The organism is Mesorhizobium sp. M8A.F.Ca.ET.218.01.1.1 (assembly GCF_004791165.1).
Lineage (GTDB): Bacteria > Pseudomonadota > Alphaproteobacteria > Rhizobiales > Rhizobiaceae > Mesorhizobium.
Window position 1 is genome coordinate 208,355 of the sequence record NZ_SRUZ01000008.1, and the last position, 15,750, is coordinate 224,104.

Sequence of the window (15,750 nt, forward strand, 5' to 3'; positions counted from 1 at the left end):
TGCTTTGGTTGGTACGGATGGCGTAAGGAGCAAGGGTATCTCGGCAACGGGATACCCTTTTTCTTTTCGACCGAAATCATTGAACAATTTCGGCTGACGTCGATTTTTACTGGCCAAATGGCGCTTTTTGGCCCCTCAGCCTGCAGTATATATAGAAGGGCATTCATCCTTCGCCAATTTCGTCAGCGTGACGCTGATGTTGAACCGCGCCCCAGCGTGACGCTGGCGGCCGGTTTTATTTTGCCCAATCGAAAATCTTGCACCTGAAATAGGAGGCCGCCATGAACGGCTGGACCACCCGTGGCTTCGCCGCCGCGGAGGCTGCCGCATTGTGCGGCCTGCATCGCGGTCAGCTTGACCTGCTTATCCATCGCGCCAAGGCCGTCGCCGTGCTGTTCTGCGAAAAGCGCGGAAGCCGCCGCTGGTTTTCGCTACGCGACATAGCCGTGTTGCGCATTGCCTACGATTTGGAACGCGCTGGACGCACATGGCTGACTGCGATCGGCGCAGCGTTCGACAACCTCGAGCATCCACCGGATTCGGATTCACTGCTCATCGCTCCCGCGGTCCAGAAGCGTGGCTGCGGTCGCCCTCGCATCATCGCCGACCGTGACGTGCCGCGGCTGAATTTTGAGCGAAGCGAAATCATCGTGCCAATCGGCCGCATAGTTTCCAGCATTTTGAAGGAGGCCGAAGTTGTGGCCGTTCACTAAAAAGGCCGCGCCCGCGGTCGAGACCAAATCCCTCGCCGAGCCGGACGCCGAGCTTCTCGCGATCCTTGGCGCCACCGTGAACGGCACTGCCGCTGTGTCCACCAGCACGGCGCTTACGGTGCCTGCCGTATCGGCAGCGATACGCGTCATCTCTGAGGCAGTCGCAACCCTTGAGGTGAAGGTCCAGCGCAAGGACGGCGACACGTGGGTTGACGACGAAGAGCATCCCGCCTGTCCGCTATTGCGTGGCTTTGCATCGCCCTGGCTATCCGGATTCGAAACCATCCGCGATCTCGTGTCTGAATCCTTGACGCGAGACTTTGGGGGCCTCGCTTGGGTCAACCGGATTGATGGTAAGCCGGCCGAAATCATCCACTACAGGCAAGCTATAATTTCGGTCCAATACGCCCCCGATACAGGCGAACCGACTTATAGGCTAAGCGGCCAGGTGGTACCTACTCGAGACATTATCCACCTAACGGGACCATTCGGGAGGTGTCCGCTCAACCTCGCTGCCGAGGCAATCGGCGTCGCCTGGCAGATGGAAAAATACGCCGCGAGGCTTTTCACTAATGGCGCAAGGCCGGCCGGCGTTCTGCAGTTTCCTGCAGGTGTGAAGCTTGGCGACTCCGCGCTGGCGAAGATCAAAGCTGGCTGGAACGCTGCGTTTGGTGGGTCCGGCAATGGTGCTGGAACGGCCATCACCTGGGACGGCGCGGAATGGAAACCGTTGTCCTTCTCTTCGGTGGATAGCCAATTCCTAGAATTGCGCAAGTTTCAGGTAGACGAGATAGCACGCGCGTTTCGTGTCCCGCCATCCATGATTTATAGCCTCGATCGGGCCACGTGGTCGAACTCGGAACAGATGGGCAGAGAGTTTCTGACCTATTGTCTGGAGCCACATCTGCGCGCACTTGAGGCCGCACTGACCCGTGCTCTAATCGACCCTGGCGACCGTCGCACGTTCCGCATCTGGTTCGAGCGCGACGATCTGACGAGGGCTGACATCGGCCAACGAGCCACTGCCTATTCTTCACTGATCACCAGTCGCGTCATCAATCCCAACGAAGCCCGCAAATGGGAAGGCCTGCCGTCCTATGCGGAGGGCAATGCATTTGCGAACCCCAACGTAACGCCGGCCAAGCCCGCCAACGACAACAATCCACCCATTGCGCAACAGCAGGCGGCCTAAGAATGGAACGGCTATTTTTTGAAACCAAGTTTCTTGCCGGCGATGCTGGCGAGATCGAGGGGCTGGCCTGGCCATTCGCTACGCCTGACCGCGTTGGCGATGTCATCGAGAAAGGTGCGTTTGCGAACGCTACCTTACCGCTGCCTATGCTATTCGGTCACGACCCTGACGACCCTGTCGGCGCATGGACCGAAGCTACCGAAGCAAGCGACGGATTGCGGCTAAAGGGTCGCCTCCTTGTCGGAGAGGTGCGGCGCGCGGATGAAGTGCGCAGCCTCGTAAGGGCCGGTGCTGTTCGCGGACTGTCGATCGGCTTTATCACCAAGAAGGCCATGCCGCGCAAGGGCGGTGGCCGCACTATCACGAAATTGGAGCTTCTGGAGGCGTCGCTTTGCGCTATCCCGATGCACCCCGGCGCTCGCGTTACCGACGCCAAATCCGCCGTGCGAGCACTCGAGATCGCTACGGCTATCAACCGGCTGGCTCAGTCCATCCGCATCTAAACTAGGATCCTTAGATAATGCACATTCTGAATAACGCCCTTGAGATCAAGGGCGAAGACGATACCGATTCCGTGGTCACCAAGGCGCTTGCCGATCTGCAGAAGACAGTCGATGACCGCCTGAAGGCTGTCGAGACCAAGGCTGCCGCCAACGACAACGTTAAGCTGGTTGAACGGCTCGACGCTATTGAGACGAAGCTTAACCGCCCGGCAATCCTCAAGGGCGACAACGACAACAAGGAGCTTTCGCCAGAGCGCAAGGCGTTCAAGAGCTTCCTTAAGTACGGCGTCGAGCGCATGCCTGGCGAGGAAACGAAGAGCCTCGTTGTCTCGGATGACACTCGCGGCGGCTACCTGGCGCCGGCTGAGTTCCAGACGGAAATCATCAAGAACATTGTGCAGCTTTCGCCTGTGCGCCAGGCTGCTCGCGTTGGCAGCACCGCGTCCGCATCGGTCATTCTGCCGAAGCGCACTGGCACGCCCACTGCGTCGTGGGTCGGTGAGACGGAAGCCCGAAACGAGACTGGCTCGACTTACGGCCAGGTCGAAATCCCGGTCAATGAATCGGCGTGCTATGTCGACGTGTCGCTCCAGTTGCTTGAAGATGCCGCGGTCAATGTCGAAAGCGAAGTAGCGTTTGACTTGGCTGAAGAGTTCGCTCGCCTGGAGGCCGTGGCCTTCGTCAATGGCGATGGCTTCAAGAAGCCCACCGGTATTATGACCGACGCCGGCATTCCGTTTACGGTGTCTGGCTCGGCCGCGACTATCGCCGACGCGGACGGCACGGCGGATGGCCTGATCAACCTTATGTACGCCCTCAAGCCGCAGTATCGCGCCAACGGCGTGTGGATGGCCAATGGCACGACCATTGCACAGGTGAGGCGCCTGAAGGATTCCACAAAACAATATATCTGGCAGCCCGGCCTCCAGGCTGGCGAGCCGGCCACGCTGCTCGGCCGCCCGATCATCGAGGCGCCAGATATGCCCGACACCGCAGCCGGTACGTTCCCGATCATCTTTGGTGACTTCAGCCGTTATCGCATCTTCGACCGCGTCGGCATGTCGATCCTTCGCGACCCGTACTCGCAGGCCACCAGCGGCAAGGTGCGCTTCCACGCTCGCCGTCGCGTCGGCGGTGCAAACACGCAGGCTGAAGCTTTCCGTAAGCTCAAGGTCTCGGCTTAATCATCACCATAAAGGGCGGCTTCGGCCCGCCCGCCACTCTCTTGAAAGGATCCGCAATGCGCGATCTCGCTAACTCTCTTGGCGTTGTGCAGGCCGTTGCGCCTGCCGTACTCACCGCCACCAATACGTCGGCTGCTATCGACCTGCTCGGCTTCAATGGTGCGGCTGTAATCATCAACACTGGCGCCATTGCCGGCTCGGGCAACTTCACGCCCAAACTGCAGGAGTCGGACGACGGAACCACGTTTACCGACGTCGCTGCCGGCGACCTAATCGGCTCGTTCCCAGCGGCTCTTGTTGCGGCAAGCGCACTGAAGGTCGGCTACATCGGCAATCGTCGATATGTGCGCACCGTGCTGACGCTTAACAGTGGCACAAGCATTGCGGCTAGCGCTGTAGTCGTTAAGGGACGAGCTGCGTCGCGACCTGTTTCCTAATCTGGCGCGGGCATTGAGGGCGACCACGTAATGGGCACGTCCAACAACGGAAAGGACGATGCAGCGCGCCACCGCTAAGCGGTCTTCTTTGACTGTTCAATTGTCCATTTGTCCAGATACCAGCCGCTCCTCCTTTGGCACGTTTCGGCGTGCTGCGGCCAAGGGTCATTAGCAGGCGGCATGCTTCGCGCTGCCGTCTGCTTACCTCACGGAAGAACACATGCCGAACGTGATATGCCCGTGCGGCTTCAGCGTGCCCAAGGGCACTAAGTGCGACTGCCGCCTTAAGCAGGCTACGGCGCGTCAAGCAGCCAATGACGTTAAGCGTGGCAGCGCGGCGAGCCGTGGTTACGATGGCAAATGGGCACGCGAAAGCAAGGCCTGGCTAGCATCGCTTGGCAACCCACTATGCGCTTGTGGATGCGGCAAGCCGGCCGACATGGTTGATCACAAGATCGCGCCGAAAGGTGACATGCGCCTATTCTGGGATCGCACCAATTGGCAGCCCTACAATGGGCTGTGCAATCGCCGCAAGAACATCAAGAGCGAAGGTGGGTTTGGGCGTAATAGATCACAGGAGTGAGCGACAATCCTGATGGGTGAATTTTAGGATCGCAAGGTCGGTCCAATCCGCAATATTCACGTTACTGCCGTCTGGCTTTTTCCAAATATCTTCGTGCGTGTTGCGGTAGGCGCTAGCCCAGATGACGCCCAACTTGAAGTCGATGTTTGGGCCATCGTGCATATTTCCCCAAAACCCTATGGGTTCAACGTCAGAATCTTTGATCTTACCGTCAGCATAGGCTTGCAGAAACACTTTCCCTTGCTCGTAGCCCAGTTTGAACAGGCGTGCCTGCTCATCGCTAAAGTTCGCTGTTGAAGCTAGCGCGGCGCATTCAAACGCGGCGTACGACTTTTCGGAGAGCTTGACCAAATCTGATGTCGACTGCGCCTGTGATTGATCGCAGATCAGCATCGCACATAGTACGACCAACAATCTCATTGCGGCGCTCCCTAGTTCCCCGTCTGTCCACCATCGCACAACCCCCACCCGGTCGACAACTTTCCGCCATCCCAGCGGGACCACGCGGTCCCAAAAGTTCGCAATTCACACGAAATAGGAATTCCACGCCATGGCAATCGTCACCCTTGCCGAGCAGAAGGCTTTCGTGCGCGTCGACTTTGAAGACGACGACGCCATGATTACGCAGCAAATCGATGCCGCCCAGGCGCATTTGGAACAGCTACTCGGCTTTACCATCGAGACTGAGTTTGCAGATCCGCTTGTGGTTCCGGCCGACTTGGTCGGCGCCGTCATGCAGTTGGCTGCCCAACGTTACGAATACCGTGAGGCCGTGCAGGACAATGCTGTAGCGGAGACGCCGCTTGGCGTTTGGGATGTCGTGCGCCAACGGCGGAACTATTCGTTTTGACGGCTACAAGGAGGACGCATGCGCGGTCGGAAAGCTGAGATCACATCTCTCGATGGTGCGCTGTCACAGGCACCTAAGGCGCCGTCGTGGCTGCCGGCTCATGGCAAGGCTGAGTGGCGTCGAGTCGTGCCGCAACTGGTGGCTGATCGCAAGATTGCAGCGCACGAGTTGAGCACCGTTGAAAGCTACTGCGTTGCCGTTGCACGCATGCGCGAAGCCGAGGCCGCTTTGCAAAAGCATGGCCTGACCTTCGAGACCGGCAACGGCCCTAAGCGCCGGCCAGAAACCACCATCCTTAAGGAAAGTATCGAGGCCGCACGGCGCCTCGCAGCCGAGCTTGGACTGACGCCTGCCAGCCGCACAAAGAACAAGGGAGGCGCCGTTGGCAATGACGAAGACGACGACCTCGGCGACATTTAACGACTGGATTTTCGATGACAGCGAAATACCGGATCCCGAAGGAAAAGGCGAACGTGCCGTCCGATTTATCAGGGCTCTACGCCACCCTAAATCGCGGCTTACCGGCAGGCAGTTTCAGCTTGATCGCTGGCAGGAGCGCATTATTCGCCGCGTATACGGGGACACGCGTCCGGATGGTACCAGAAAAATCAAGACGGTCTTTGCGCTAATCCCGCGCGGAAACCGCAAGACCACTCTCGGCGCCGCGCTGGCAATGCTGCACTTAGGACCGGAGCGCATTCCGCGCAGTCAGGTTGTTAGTTCCGCGGTCGATCGCGACCAGGCCCGTATCGCTCTGGAAGAAATGGTCGGCGTTATCAGGGCCCATCCTCGCACCGAGGAAGCGTTCCAGATTCAGGACACCAAGAATCGCATAACGCATAAGCGGAGCGGTGCTTTCTATCGTGCAATGTCCGCAGATGCTGCCACGGCGCACGGACGTACGCCGGTTTTTGCGCTCGTTGATGAGCTTCACGCCTGGAAGAAGAGAGACCTTTGGGACGCGATTAAAACCGGCCTTGTGAAGACGCCTGGCAGCCTGCTCGTCGTCACTACTACGGCAGGCATTGGCCGCGAAAACATCGCTTACGACATGTACTCCTATGCCAAGCAGGTGGCATCTGGTGCGATCGTGGACGAAGCTTTCCTGCCGATCTTGTTCGAGGCGGACAAGGACGAGGATTGGCGCGATGAGGCCGTGTGGCACAGGGTCAATCCCGGCCTCAGTTGCGTGCCGCCGTATCCCGATATCGACGGCTTACGACAGATGGTCCGCGAGGCGGAACATCGGCCAGCCGATCGGGCGATGTTTCAGCAATTGCACCTTAATATCTGGCAGGACGGCGCTGCAAATCCCGAGTGGGACTTATCCATTTGGGACGAGTGCACAAGCCCCGTCGATCTTGAATCCCTTCGTGGTAAGCCGGCCTGGTTGGCCGTGGATTTGGCGAAGAGGACTGACCTGTGTGCCGTGGCGGCCTGCATCGAGATAGACGTCGGCCGTTACGCGCTGCATGTGCAGTCGTTCGCGCCCGAGGAAGGCATTCGTAGGCGAGCCGATAACGATAGTGCGCCTTACCCGCTATGGCGTGACCAAGGCTATTTGACGGCTTGCCCTGGCGACATTGTCGACCGCCTCATCGTTGAGGATCATATCCGTAAGCTTGCCGATCTTCTGGACGTGCGGGAAGTCGCGTTCGACCAATACCTTGCACGCGAGATTATGGAAAATCTCGAGGCTGACGACATACCGGTCGCGGCATTTCCGCAGACGCTCGCCAACTTCGCAAAGCCAGTCGATGACTTCGAACAGCTCATGCTTACGCGTGCCGTTGTGCACGATGGAAATCCACTTTTGCGATGGGCTATCGGCAACGTTGTGATGATGACTGACCAGTCCGGCAACCGCAGGCCGAACAAGGCACGGTCTGCAGATCGTATCGACCCTGCCGTCGCTGCCATCATGAGTTGCGGCCGTGCTGTGGCCGGCGCAAGCGGTCTTAGCATGTACGAAACAGCGTCCGAAGACGCCTTCTTTTTCTGATTTAGGACATCCCATGATCACCAGCCAACGCGCTTCGGCGCGATCGCAGCCTGATGGCCCGCACGTCGGCGAATTGTTTAGCCTTCCGCTTTTTGGAGTGGGGTAAGTGTAACCGCGAACCCCAATGAGTTAGCATGACGGATTAGCTTCGCAAGTAGATCATTCTCCTCCTCACCTTCGTTCTTTGCGCCACCTTCTATATCACCCCCCTCTGCGGCGGGCTGCTGGCTTGTCCCATGCCGAGCCTCAAGAGTTTCGACGGCAGTTCGAAGCCGTGGAATGTGGATACTTCTTATGCGGCCGGGATGGTCATCTCTAAGTAGTTGACTGAGGAATGGTCCACTAATGTTCATCTCGTATGCGATAGCCGCCAAAGAGAGGCGCGCTTCGCTTCGCAGTCGCCTGATCCGCTCCCGAAACGCATGAGATAGTGAACCGTCGATCCCAGTTTGGTCGGGAATAACTCGCTTTGCGATAGGCACCTTCCCACCTCCATTACCAATTATATTAACAATATTATCGACAAAAATGTGGCTTGGCAACAGCGAAAGGCAGGCGAGGCCGGCGCGTGATCGCCCAGCCTCTAAAAGGAAAATCGATGATGACAGATCCGAAAACCGCCGACGAGACGGAAACGCCTCCGTGCGTTCCAACTCCTTACGACGACGGCATTACCCACGACGACGGTAGCGCCTTCGATGACGGTGCCGGCTACGACCAATAATAGCCAGTTCCACAAACCCTGACACTTCTTTCGGCCCGCTCTTAGCGGGTCTTTTTCTTAGAGATTCACTTTGGTCCAACCTGCATCAACAATTTTTCGCGACTTCGTCACGGACGGCGTGCCGGCTTCCGGCAAGTGGGCGCCATACAAACCTGACGTCCGAGCCTGGGGATCTTGGCTTGAGGGCGTCATTTCAGGCGGCCTTGCCGCCGCCACGGTAAGCAGCATTGCCGCACTGAAGGCTATCGACACCACGACCTTTACCAAGGCGACACTAAAACTTTCCGGCCGATATGGCGATTTTGTTTGGACGTCTGGCGACTTCTCTGCACATGTGGCGGCCGACACCGTAAATGGCGTCTACGTCAAGGCAGATGCGATTGCCGCTACGGCAGGTGCATGGGTACGCGCTGCAACTTCCTTGATTCCAGAAATGTTCGGCGCCATCTCGGACTGGACCGGGACAGTTGGGACCAGCACGAACAACGCGACTGCGCTCCAGGTCATGATCGCGGTCGCGAAATTAGCCGGTCTTTCGATGCGTCTGTCTGATGGTCCGGGCTACTACTGCAACGCTACGCTTTCAGCCACCAACATGGATTTCATGCTTAGCGGCATCTCTTATGGTGCGGGGCGGATTGTCTTTGGTGCTGGCGCAACTGATGGGCTCGTGATCAGCCAGGATACTTTCGAGCACGTAACCAGTGCACAGAGTTTAACCCTGACAACTCTGGGGCAGGAAACCGGCGCCGGACTCAAAGTCACATATTCGAACACAGACAGTGTGAACAATCGAAATCAACCGCGTTGCCTGCTGATGGACCTCGACATTCGGGGGGAAACGCTCGCGGCTGGGTGGCAGGACGGTATTAAAGCTACCGATGTCCACAATCTGAGCATTATTCGCCCCTGCATCAATGGGCGCCGGGATTTGAACTTCACCGATAAGCGAAGCTTCAATTTGATGCGCTATGGGATATACCTGACCAACACATCTGGCGCATTCCCTGCCGATCTCAACATCGAATGCCCCCGTATCTACAGTTGTCAGGTAGGCATTTACGGCGACGGCGAAGGGTCCGAAGGCATCAAGATTGACCGCCCCGAATTGGTCGGCATGGTGACTGGCATCAGTACGCGCCACACCACAACTCGTCCTCTGGTCCAAGTGCGCGGTGGTCATATCAATTGCTTCGAGTTCGGCATTGACCTGAAGAACTCGCCGCAGTCGAACATATCCGACATGCTTATCTACAAGATCCAGCTTACGAACACGGACACCGTGGCAATAAAGCTCGATACTTGCGATTTCTCGACCATCGGGCCGAACGTGCGGTTGATCAACCAAGGCACGGACAAGGCCACCAACGGCGAATGGGATGGTGTGCAGATCATCAATACAAATTACTTCAAAATCGAAGGGCCAGAACAGGAGCGTCCATCCCGCACGGTAGCAATTTCAGGGACAAGCACAGGCGGCGAGACGCGCGACATCCGGACCTATGGTGTCTATACCGGCGCGACAGTCGCACCCTATCTTGACACCTCTTCCGGGGTGAATTCGCGTTTGGGAGGAGGCAGGAAAGTCGTCTCTTCAACCAACAGCGCGATCACGGTACTGGCATCGCCAACGACTGTGGCCACGTCGGGGTCGCTCAACGTGAACAAGGGCGAGCGCTTCCTTGTTCATGCCATGATCAACACGACTAAGGGGGCCACAGCAGGCGAATTCCTTACAACGGTCAATAAGACTGGCACGGCGACGGCAGTATTCAACGACAGCCGCGGTGCCATCCTACAGCGAATGGCTCAAGCAGCTAGCGCAAGTGTAGCTCAGGTGATCTCCTGCGTTCTCAGTGTCACAGCCAGCGGTACGTTGACTATTAATTTGCAAGGCACATCGACCGGCAGCAATTCCGACGTGCTGGCTGGCGACGCCCAGCTTTCGATAGAGATGATCTAGTCACGTCGGCTTGTCCACCAGCGGGGATTTCCTCGCTGGTGGCTTGTATGCGGTCACAAGTCTAAGCGTGTCCATATTCACCGTCACCGGCACGCCAAGGTTCACAGTCACCCACTCGCCATCTATGTGAGTGACGTCGCCAATTAGTTCGATCGGCTGGCCTTTTTTCACCTTTGAGGTTCGGTCGACAATCGAATGCGGAAAGCCGTAGGACGGAATTGACACGCTGACGCGATCCTCAGTGACGCGTCGGCGCACCGTCGCCGTGATGGCAACCTCGTCGCCGATTTTGATACCCTTCGCCATAAAAGGGGACTCTGGCGCGGCATGCGCTGTAGTCAAGCGATTGCTAATGCGCTGACCGGTGAAAGCAGTGCTTTCAAAAATGGTGTGATTTAAAAATTGGGTAGTTGCGAAAAACGCAACGTGTCACCAAAATGGTTACACCGAAAAAGGGTGGTCGCTGTGAACGACCACCCTTTTTCGGGGAGCCACCTGGTACGCGGGGTTTGCGGTTTCAGTCGATCGTTAGGCGACACCGTAAACCCCAGCCAGTGCTACCTAATGTACAGCCACTCAGCTTCCGCCGCCCGCCACGGCTGGCTTTTCCCACAAGGTTTTTGTTCTCTTTTCGTTCTTCTTGTGGATAAGCCGCACGCCGCTTTACACCTATCGAACACTGTAGGACTGTATTCCTTGGGTGGGGCGACCCTTGGAAGGTGTCGCAATGGCTAGGTCAAAACCGTCGAAACAGTTGTCGCAGGCTGAAATTGATCGCTTCTTGGTGGCGGCGGAAGCGCTGCATCTAAGCATCATCAAGCCGTTTATATCGCCACATTGCGACCACTACAGGCAGACACGCGTCCTGCATGAGGTGCTGCTGAAGGCGGTAAGGGAAGTGACCGGCAAAGAAGTCGCGTTCATCCAGTGGAACACCACGGGACCGGTGCGTCCTCCGCCTGAGTAGGAAGGCAAGATGGGCAACCAATCGGGTTGCCGATGTCAGGTGGCTAACACTTACCCGCGACACGGGCCTTCTGAATGGCGTCCAACTCGCCCTTCAGCCTGGCGATTTCTGCCACGCGTTGTTTTGCGTTCTTGTCGCCCATGCTCCCGACTGGAAGCCCCAGCCAAAGGACGCCAGTGGCATCGTTGGAGGCAGTTCTGCTCTGAATGGCGGTTAGGTCGCCGAGTTTGCTGTTTGTGCTGAGTGCTCTGGCGGAGAGTTCGCTGCACGACAGGCCGCCATACGTTGTCGCCGCCGCGATGGGTTTGATGTCATTTGGTGGTGTAGCGCAGGAAGCCAGCCCAATAGACAGTATTAGAATTGCCTTGTATTTCATTATCCCCTCCCAAATCCCCGTATCAGCAGGCGCCCGACAGACAAGGATGTCAACGAGCATTCCTCGCTGCATACTCTGTAGCCTTCTTTGCTCTGTATTCCGCTATCGCCGTTAGCTTCTTCGTACTGTGACTGCCCGGATCTTGCTCGGGTACATCCTCGCCGGCAGCGCGCCTCCGCTCTTCGTCATCAATCTTCTTTTCGAGGCGCTTGCCGAGCCACTCCCGCTCCTCGCCGTCCGGCCTTGCCAGCGTAAAACCCTGCGTCAGTCCGAAATACAGCCCGTAAAACTGTTTGATCAGAGGTACGGGTCGTCCTTGATGGAGCGCGTCAAAGCGCGGGAATCCGCTACGCTCGAGCACCGGAAGCGCATCGCGCTTCCATAGCGAGGCGTAATTCTTTCCGACGATCGCGACTGCGATTTCCAAGTCGCTGGCGAACAACGGCAGCTTGTCTAGGGCGTCGTTGGTGACGGTGCGGGGCTCTAAAGTCATTTGCGCCCCGATCGACCAAGAACGATTTCGCGCGCCTTGGGCGAGACAGATTTCTTTCGCGAAAGCTCGATGAGGCTTTTGGTTAGGCGATATTCAGACGGCCCTGGTTTTATCGACGCCGACCTTGGCGACGTCGGCTCGACACGCAATGTGTCCTTGATGCCTTCGATGTCGGCACCGCTGAATAGCAGAGTGCGACCGCGCACCATGCAGAGGCCGTGTTGCCTGGCAAGCTTAGCGACGCCGCGGTTGGTGAGTCGCAAAATCTCAGAGGCTTCGGAAAGTGTTTTGAGTCTTTCTGTCATTCACAAACGACTCCTCAAGATAGATGAGGAGTCCATATACTGATAATCGGCGTTTTTCTACTACCGCTTTTATTTTGACATTAAAGCGGTAAAGCGGTGACTGCTTATAGGCAAACAGAATTGCTTTCCCCGCGAGGGGATTATTATTGCAAATTTAGGGAATCAGGCGCAACTTTGTCAGCGGGTGTGGAAAACCCTGACTAGAATATATCCCGTCGCTTGCCGGCGACCGGATGAAGCGCGGCCCTTGCCGGGGCTTGGCGCATAGGATCGCCTTAGCAGGCCATCCTCACTCGGCGTAATATGCCGGGAGCGGATGGCTATGTCCAGCGGGAAACCGTAAAAGCGTCCGACCAGTTTCTAGCTGGTTTCCAACTCCCGGCTGCCGGCCGCGTGACCGGTAATGGCTGTGGAAAGCCAAACTAGAAAGCAAAATCAAATGACTGCAGAGGGTAAGGGGATAGTGGTTGGCGAGCTTGTGACCATCACCGCGGCTGTGATTGAGATCAAGATGGAGGAGGGGCGGCGCATGTGCCTGGCGCGATTCGACCGTAACGGGGAATCTGTGGGCGAATGGTTTCGCGAGGACGAAGTGATCGGCCTGGGTTTTGACGACGGCGAGTAGGGCCTAGGGCGCCGTGTTGCAACAATGTTGCACGGAATAAATTGCAACACGTTGGAAAGCCCGGAAATCTGCGGGTTTCAGAGGCAACGTGTTGCAATCACTTAGGCGCCACTAAATCAGCTTAACTCGCTGATTTCATTGGAGAATCTATCAGGCCGAAGCGCGCACGTTGTGCTTGCGCTTCATGAAATCCTTGGCGGTCTCGACCGCCACCGCCGCGTCGCGGCAATAGGCGTCGGCGCCGACGGCCTTGCCGAATTCCTCGTTGAGCGGCGCGCCGCCAACCAGCACGACATAGTCGTCGCGGATGCCCTTTTCCTTCATCGTGTCGATGACGACCTTCATATAGGGCATGGTGGTGGTGAGCAGCGCCGACATGCCGATGATGTCGGGCTGATGCTGCTCGATCGCATCGAGATACTTCTCGACCGCATTGTTGATGCCGAGGTCGATGACGTCGAAGCCGGCGCCTTCCATCATCATGCCGACGAGGTTCTTGCCGATGTCGTGGATGTCGCCCTTGACGGTGCCGATCACCATCTTGCCCTGCTTGGGCGCGCCGGTGGCGGCGAGCAGCGGACGCAGGATGAACATGCCGGCCTTCATGGCATTGGCCGACAGCAGCACTTCGGGAACGAACAGGATGCCGTCGCGAAAATCCTCGCCGACGATACGCATGCCTTCGACCAGCGCCTCGGTCAGCACCTTGTAAGGAGCCCAGCCGCGCTCGAGCAGGATGCGCGTGCCTTCCTCGATCTCTTCCTTCAGACCGTCATAGAGATCGTCGTGCATCTGCTGCACCAACTCGTCGTCGGAAAGTTCAGAAAGGATGATCTCGTCGTCGGACATTTTAATCCCAGCTCCTCACGGCATCGCGACTGTGTCGCAAGGCACAAAATAATGGCGTTCATACCTAACCCGCAACGGGCGGGTATCCATAGCTGATTTGCGACTTCCCGCAAAAGGAAAGCGACTGGAAAATCTATCGGATTTCTTGTCGATTTTGCGACAGGCGTTGGCGCGGACGGGCCGTTTCGAATAGGGTGCATGGCTACGATCCGGCGAAAGCCGCGCCATGCGGCCGCAACGGTTACGGACCGGCCATAGTCAGGCAGGCCATATTCAGGGAAGAGCGATCATGAGCGAACACGCGGCAGTCGACCAGGAAGCGTCCAACGCGCGGCGTGGGCGCGGCGCCAGCGGTGGAGCGGCGGCCCGCCGGGCCGCGCGTTCCGGCGGCGGTCCCGGCACCCAGCTCACCTACATCAAGCGCAAGATCAACGTCTACGAGGTGCTGAACGAGGAAGGTCTGGCGCTGATCGAGAAGAACACCGACACGGTGCTGGAGGAGATCGGCATCATTTTTCGCGATGACGCGGAAGCGCTGCAATTGTGGAAAGAGGCCGGCGCCGACGTCAAGGGCGAGCGCGTGCATTTTCCCAAAGGGCTCTGCCGTTCGCTCTTGAAGACCGCGCCGTCCATCTACACCCAGCATGCCCGCAATTCGGAGCGCTCGGTGCAGATCGGCGGCAATGCGACCGTGTTCGCGCCGGTCTATGGCCCACCCTTCGTGCGTGATCTGGACGGCGTCAGGCGCTATGCGACGATCGAGGATTTCCAGAATTTCGTCAAGCTCGCCTATATGGCGCCGTCGATCCACCATTCGGGCGGCACGGTGTGCGAGCCGGTCGACGTGCCGGTCAACAAGCGCCATCTCGACATGGTCTACGCGCACATCAAATATTCCGACAAGCCGTTCATGGGTTCGGTGACCGCGCCGGAGCGCGCCGAGGACACGGTGGCGATGGCCAAGCTGGTGTTCGGCGACGATTTCGTCGAGAACAACACGGTGCTGACCAGCCTGATCAACGCAAACTCGCCGATGGTGTTCGACGAGACCATGCTTGGCGCCCTGAAAGTCTATTCGCGGCATAACCAGGCCTGCATCGTCACGCCGTTCATCCTCGCCGGCGCGATGAGCCCGGTGACGGTCGCCGGTACGCTGACGCAGGTGCTGGCCGAAGTGCTGGCCGGCGCATCGTTCACGCAGCTGATCCGTCCGGGCGCCCCGGTGCTGTTCGGCACCTTCGCCTCGTCGATATCGATGCAGTCGGGCGCGCCGACTTTCGGCACGCCGGAACCGTCGCTGGTCTCCTATGGAGCAGCGCAACTCGCCCGCCGCCTCGGACTGCCGTTCCGTACCGGCGGCTCGCTCTGCGCGTCCAAGGTTCCGGATGCACAGGCAGCCTATGAGAGCGCCAACACGCTGAACTCGACGATTCTCGCCGGCACCAATTTCGTGCTGCATTCGGCCGGCTGGCTCGAGGGCGGGCTGGCGTCCTGCTACGAAAAATTCATGATGGATATCGACCAGCTCGGCATGCAGCAGAAATTCTGCGAAGGCGTCGACCTGTCGGAAAACGGCCAGGCGATGGATGCCATTCGCCAGGTCGGCCCGGGCAGCCACTATCTCGGCTGCGACCATACCCAGGCCAATTTCCAGACCGCCTTCTACCGCTCGTCGATCGCCGACAACAACTCCTATGAGCAGTGGCTGGCCGAAGGCCAGAAGACCGCCCCGCAGCGTGCCAACGATCTCGCCCGCCGCTGGCTGGAGGCTTACGAGGCGCCGCACCTTGATGAAGGCATCGACGAAGCCCTGAAGGACTTCATCGCCAAGAAGAAAGGGTCGATGCCCGACGCCTTCACCTGAAAGGAGCCCGAGTCAGGCGGGGCTAAAGTCGCCAACATCATCCACAAGGAAGTCTGGCGGAGCGCGTTCTCCGATCCGGACCGGAAGGGATGATTCTTGCCGACGCCGCCGCTATTCTCC

General features: G+C 58.1%; 20 protein-coding genes. 14 read left to right on the forward strand and 6 right to left on the reverse strand.

Annotated features, from left to right (window positions below; genetic code table 11):
• Positions 1-281: 281 nt before the first annotated feature.
• The 6 genes from EN861_RS27080 (at position 282) to EN861_RS27105 (ending at position 4,612) form a co-directional block, all read left to right on the forward strand.
• On the forward strand, positions 282-713 hold the full coding sequence (locus tag EN861_RS27080) for a hypothetical protein (protein ID WP_135928194.1): 432 nt from the start codon (positions 282-284) through the stop codon (positions 711-713).
• Positions 697-1,905 carry a phage portal protein gene (locus EN861_RS27085; protein ID WP_135866689.1) on the forward strand — a complete coding sequence of 403 codons (1,209 nt, stop codon included), beginning with the start codon at positions 697-699 and terminating at the stop codon, positions 1,903-1,905. Before EN861_RS27080 ends, EN861_RS27085 begins: the two co-directional genes overlap by 17 nt.
• 2 nt (positions 1,906-1,907) lie before the next feature.
• Complete coding sequence (locus tag EN861_RS27090) at positions 1,908-2,408, forward strand: HK97 family phage prohead protease (RefSeq protein ID WP_135866691.1); 501 nt, start codon at positions 1,908-1,910, stop codon at positions 2,406-2,408.
• A 17-nt stretch (positions 2,409-2,425) separates the two neighbouring features.
• Positions 2,426-3,592 (forward strand): phage major capsid protein, encoded by a 1,167-nt coding sequence (locus EN861_RS27095; RefSeq protein ID WP_135866693.1) that lies wholly within the window; start codon positions 2,426-2,428, stop codon positions 3,590-3,592.
• Positions 3,593-3,648: 56 nt separating this feature from the next.
• A complete protein-coding gene (locus EN861_RS27100; protein WP_135866695.1) occupies positions 3,649-4,029 on the forward strand; it encodes a hypothetical protein in 381 nt (126 codons plus the stop codon).
• A 220-nt stretch (positions 4,030-4,249) separates the two neighbouring features.
• On the forward strand, positions 4,250-4,612 hold the full coding sequence (locus tag EN861_RS27105) for an HNH endonuclease (RefSeq protein WP_135866697.1): 363 nt from the start codon (positions 4,250-4,252) through the stop codon (positions 4,610-4,612).
• On the opposite strand, the gene EN861_RS27110 is transcribed toward EN861_RS27105, so the two are convergent.
• On the reverse strand, positions 4,601-5,032 hold the full coding sequence (locus tag EN861_RS27110; RefSeq protein ID WP_135866699.1) for a hypothetical protein: 432 nt from the start codon (positions 5,030-5,032) through the stop codon (positions 4,601-4,603). The genes EN861_RS27105 and EN861_RS27110 overlap by 12 nt on opposite strands.
• A gap of 130 nt (positions 5,033-5,162) precedes the next feature.
• Here EN861_RS27110 and EN861_RS27115 point away from each other — a divergent pair, with 130 nt between their 5' ends.
• From EN861_RS27115 to EN861_RS27130, 5 genes are all read left to right on the forward strand, one after another.
• A complete protein-coding gene (locus tag EN861_RS27115) occupies positions 5,163-5,462 on the forward strand; it encodes a head-tail connector protein (RefSeq protein WP_135866701.1) in 300 nt (99 codons plus the stop codon).
• An 18-nt stretch (positions 5,463-5,480) separates the two neighbouring features.
• Positions 5,481-5,882: a phage terminase small subunit P27 family gene (locus EN861_RS27120; protein ID WP_135866704.1), complete on the forward strand. Its 402-nt coding sequence runs from the start codon at positions 5,481-5,483 to the stop codon at positions 5,880-5,882.
• Entirely contained in the window at positions 5,851-7,464 is a 1,614-nt protein-coding gene (locus EN861_RS27125) for a terminase TerL endonuclease subunit (RefSeq protein WP_135866706.1), read from the forward strand. Before EN861_RS27120 ends, EN861_RS27125 begins: the two co-directional genes overlap by 32 nt.
• 601 nt (positions 7,465-8,065) lie before the next feature.
• Positions 8,066-8,188, forward strand: a complete 123-nt coding sequence (locus EN861_RS36695) for a hypothetical protein (protein ID WP_281041227.1) — start codon at positions 8,066-8,068, stop codon at positions 8,186-8,188.
• 70 nt (positions 8,189-8,258) lie between these two features.
• Complete coding sequence (locus EN861_RS27130; RefSeq protein ID WP_135866709.1) at positions 8,259-10,151, forward strand: hypothetical protein; 1,893 nt, start codon at positions 8,259-8,261, stop codon at positions 10,149-10,151.
• Here EN861_RS27130 and EN861_RS27135 read toward each other — a convergent pair whose 3' ends face one another.
• On the reverse strand, positions 10,152-10,457 hold the full coding sequence (locus tag EN861_RS27135; protein WP_135866712.1) for a hypothetical protein: 306 nt from the start codon (positions 10,455-10,457) through the stop codon (positions 10,152-10,154).
• 421 nt (positions 10,458-10,878) lie between these two features.
• Between EN861_RS27135 and EN861_RS27140 the strand changes: the two genes are divergently transcribed.
• Positions 10,879-11,118 carry a hypothetical protein gene (locus EN861_RS27140; RefSeq protein WP_135866715.1) on the forward strand — a complete coding sequence of 80 codons (240 nt, stop codon included), beginning with the start codon at positions 10,879-10,881 and terminating at the stop codon, positions 11,116-11,118.
• Positions 11,119-11,161: 43 nt separating this feature from the next.
• On the opposite strand, the gene EN861_RS27145 is transcribed toward EN861_RS27140, so the two are convergent.
• Genes EN861_RS27145 through EN861_RS27155 form a run of 3 tightly spaced genes read right to left on the reverse strand, consistent with a single transcriptional unit; the run spans position 11,162 to position 12,292 of the window.
• Entirely contained in the window at positions 11,162-11,494 is a 333-nt protein-coding gene (locus EN861_RS27145) for a hypothetical protein (protein WP_135866717.1), read from the reverse strand.
• A 49-nt stretch (positions 11,495-11,543) separates the two neighbouring features.
• Positions 11,544-11,987, reverse strand: coding sequence for a hypothetical protein (locus EN861_RS35580; protein WP_189343745.1), 444 nt, complete (start codon positions 11,985-11,987; stop codon positions 11,544-11,546).
• Positions 11,984-12,292, reverse strand: coding sequence for a hypothetical protein (locus tag EN861_RS27155; protein WP_135866719.1), 309 nt, complete (start codon positions 12,290-12,292; stop codon positions 11,984-11,986). Before EN861_RS27155 ends, EN861_RS35580 begins: the two co-directional genes overlap by 4 nt.
• Before the next feature lie 403 nt (positions 12,293-12,695).
• Here EN861_RS27155 and EN861_RS27160 point away from each other — a divergent pair, with 403 nt between their 5' ends.
• Entirely contained in the window at positions 12,696-12,917 is a 222-nt protein-coding gene (locus EN861_RS27160) for a hypothetical protein (protein ID WP_135928195.1), read from the forward strand.
• Between the two features lie 150 nt (positions 12,918-13,067).
• On the opposite strand, the gene EN861_RS27165 is transcribed toward EN861_RS27160, so the two are convergent.
• On the reverse strand, positions 13,068-13,766 hold the full coding sequence (locus EN861_RS27165; RefSeq protein WP_032930649.1) for a B12-binding domain-containing protein: 699 nt from the start codon (positions 13,764-13,766) through the stop codon (positions 13,068-13,070).
• A 289-nt stretch (positions 13,767-14,055) separates the two neighbouring features.
• Between EN861_RS27165 and EN861_RS27170 the strand changes: the two genes are divergently transcribed.
• Positions 14,056-15,630, forward strand: a complete 1,575-nt coding sequence (locus tag EN861_RS27170; protein ID WP_127278059.1) for a trimethylamine methyltransferase family protein — start codon at positions 14,056-14,058, stop codon at positions 15,628-15,630.
• Positions 15,631-15,750: the final 120 nt, after the last annotated feature.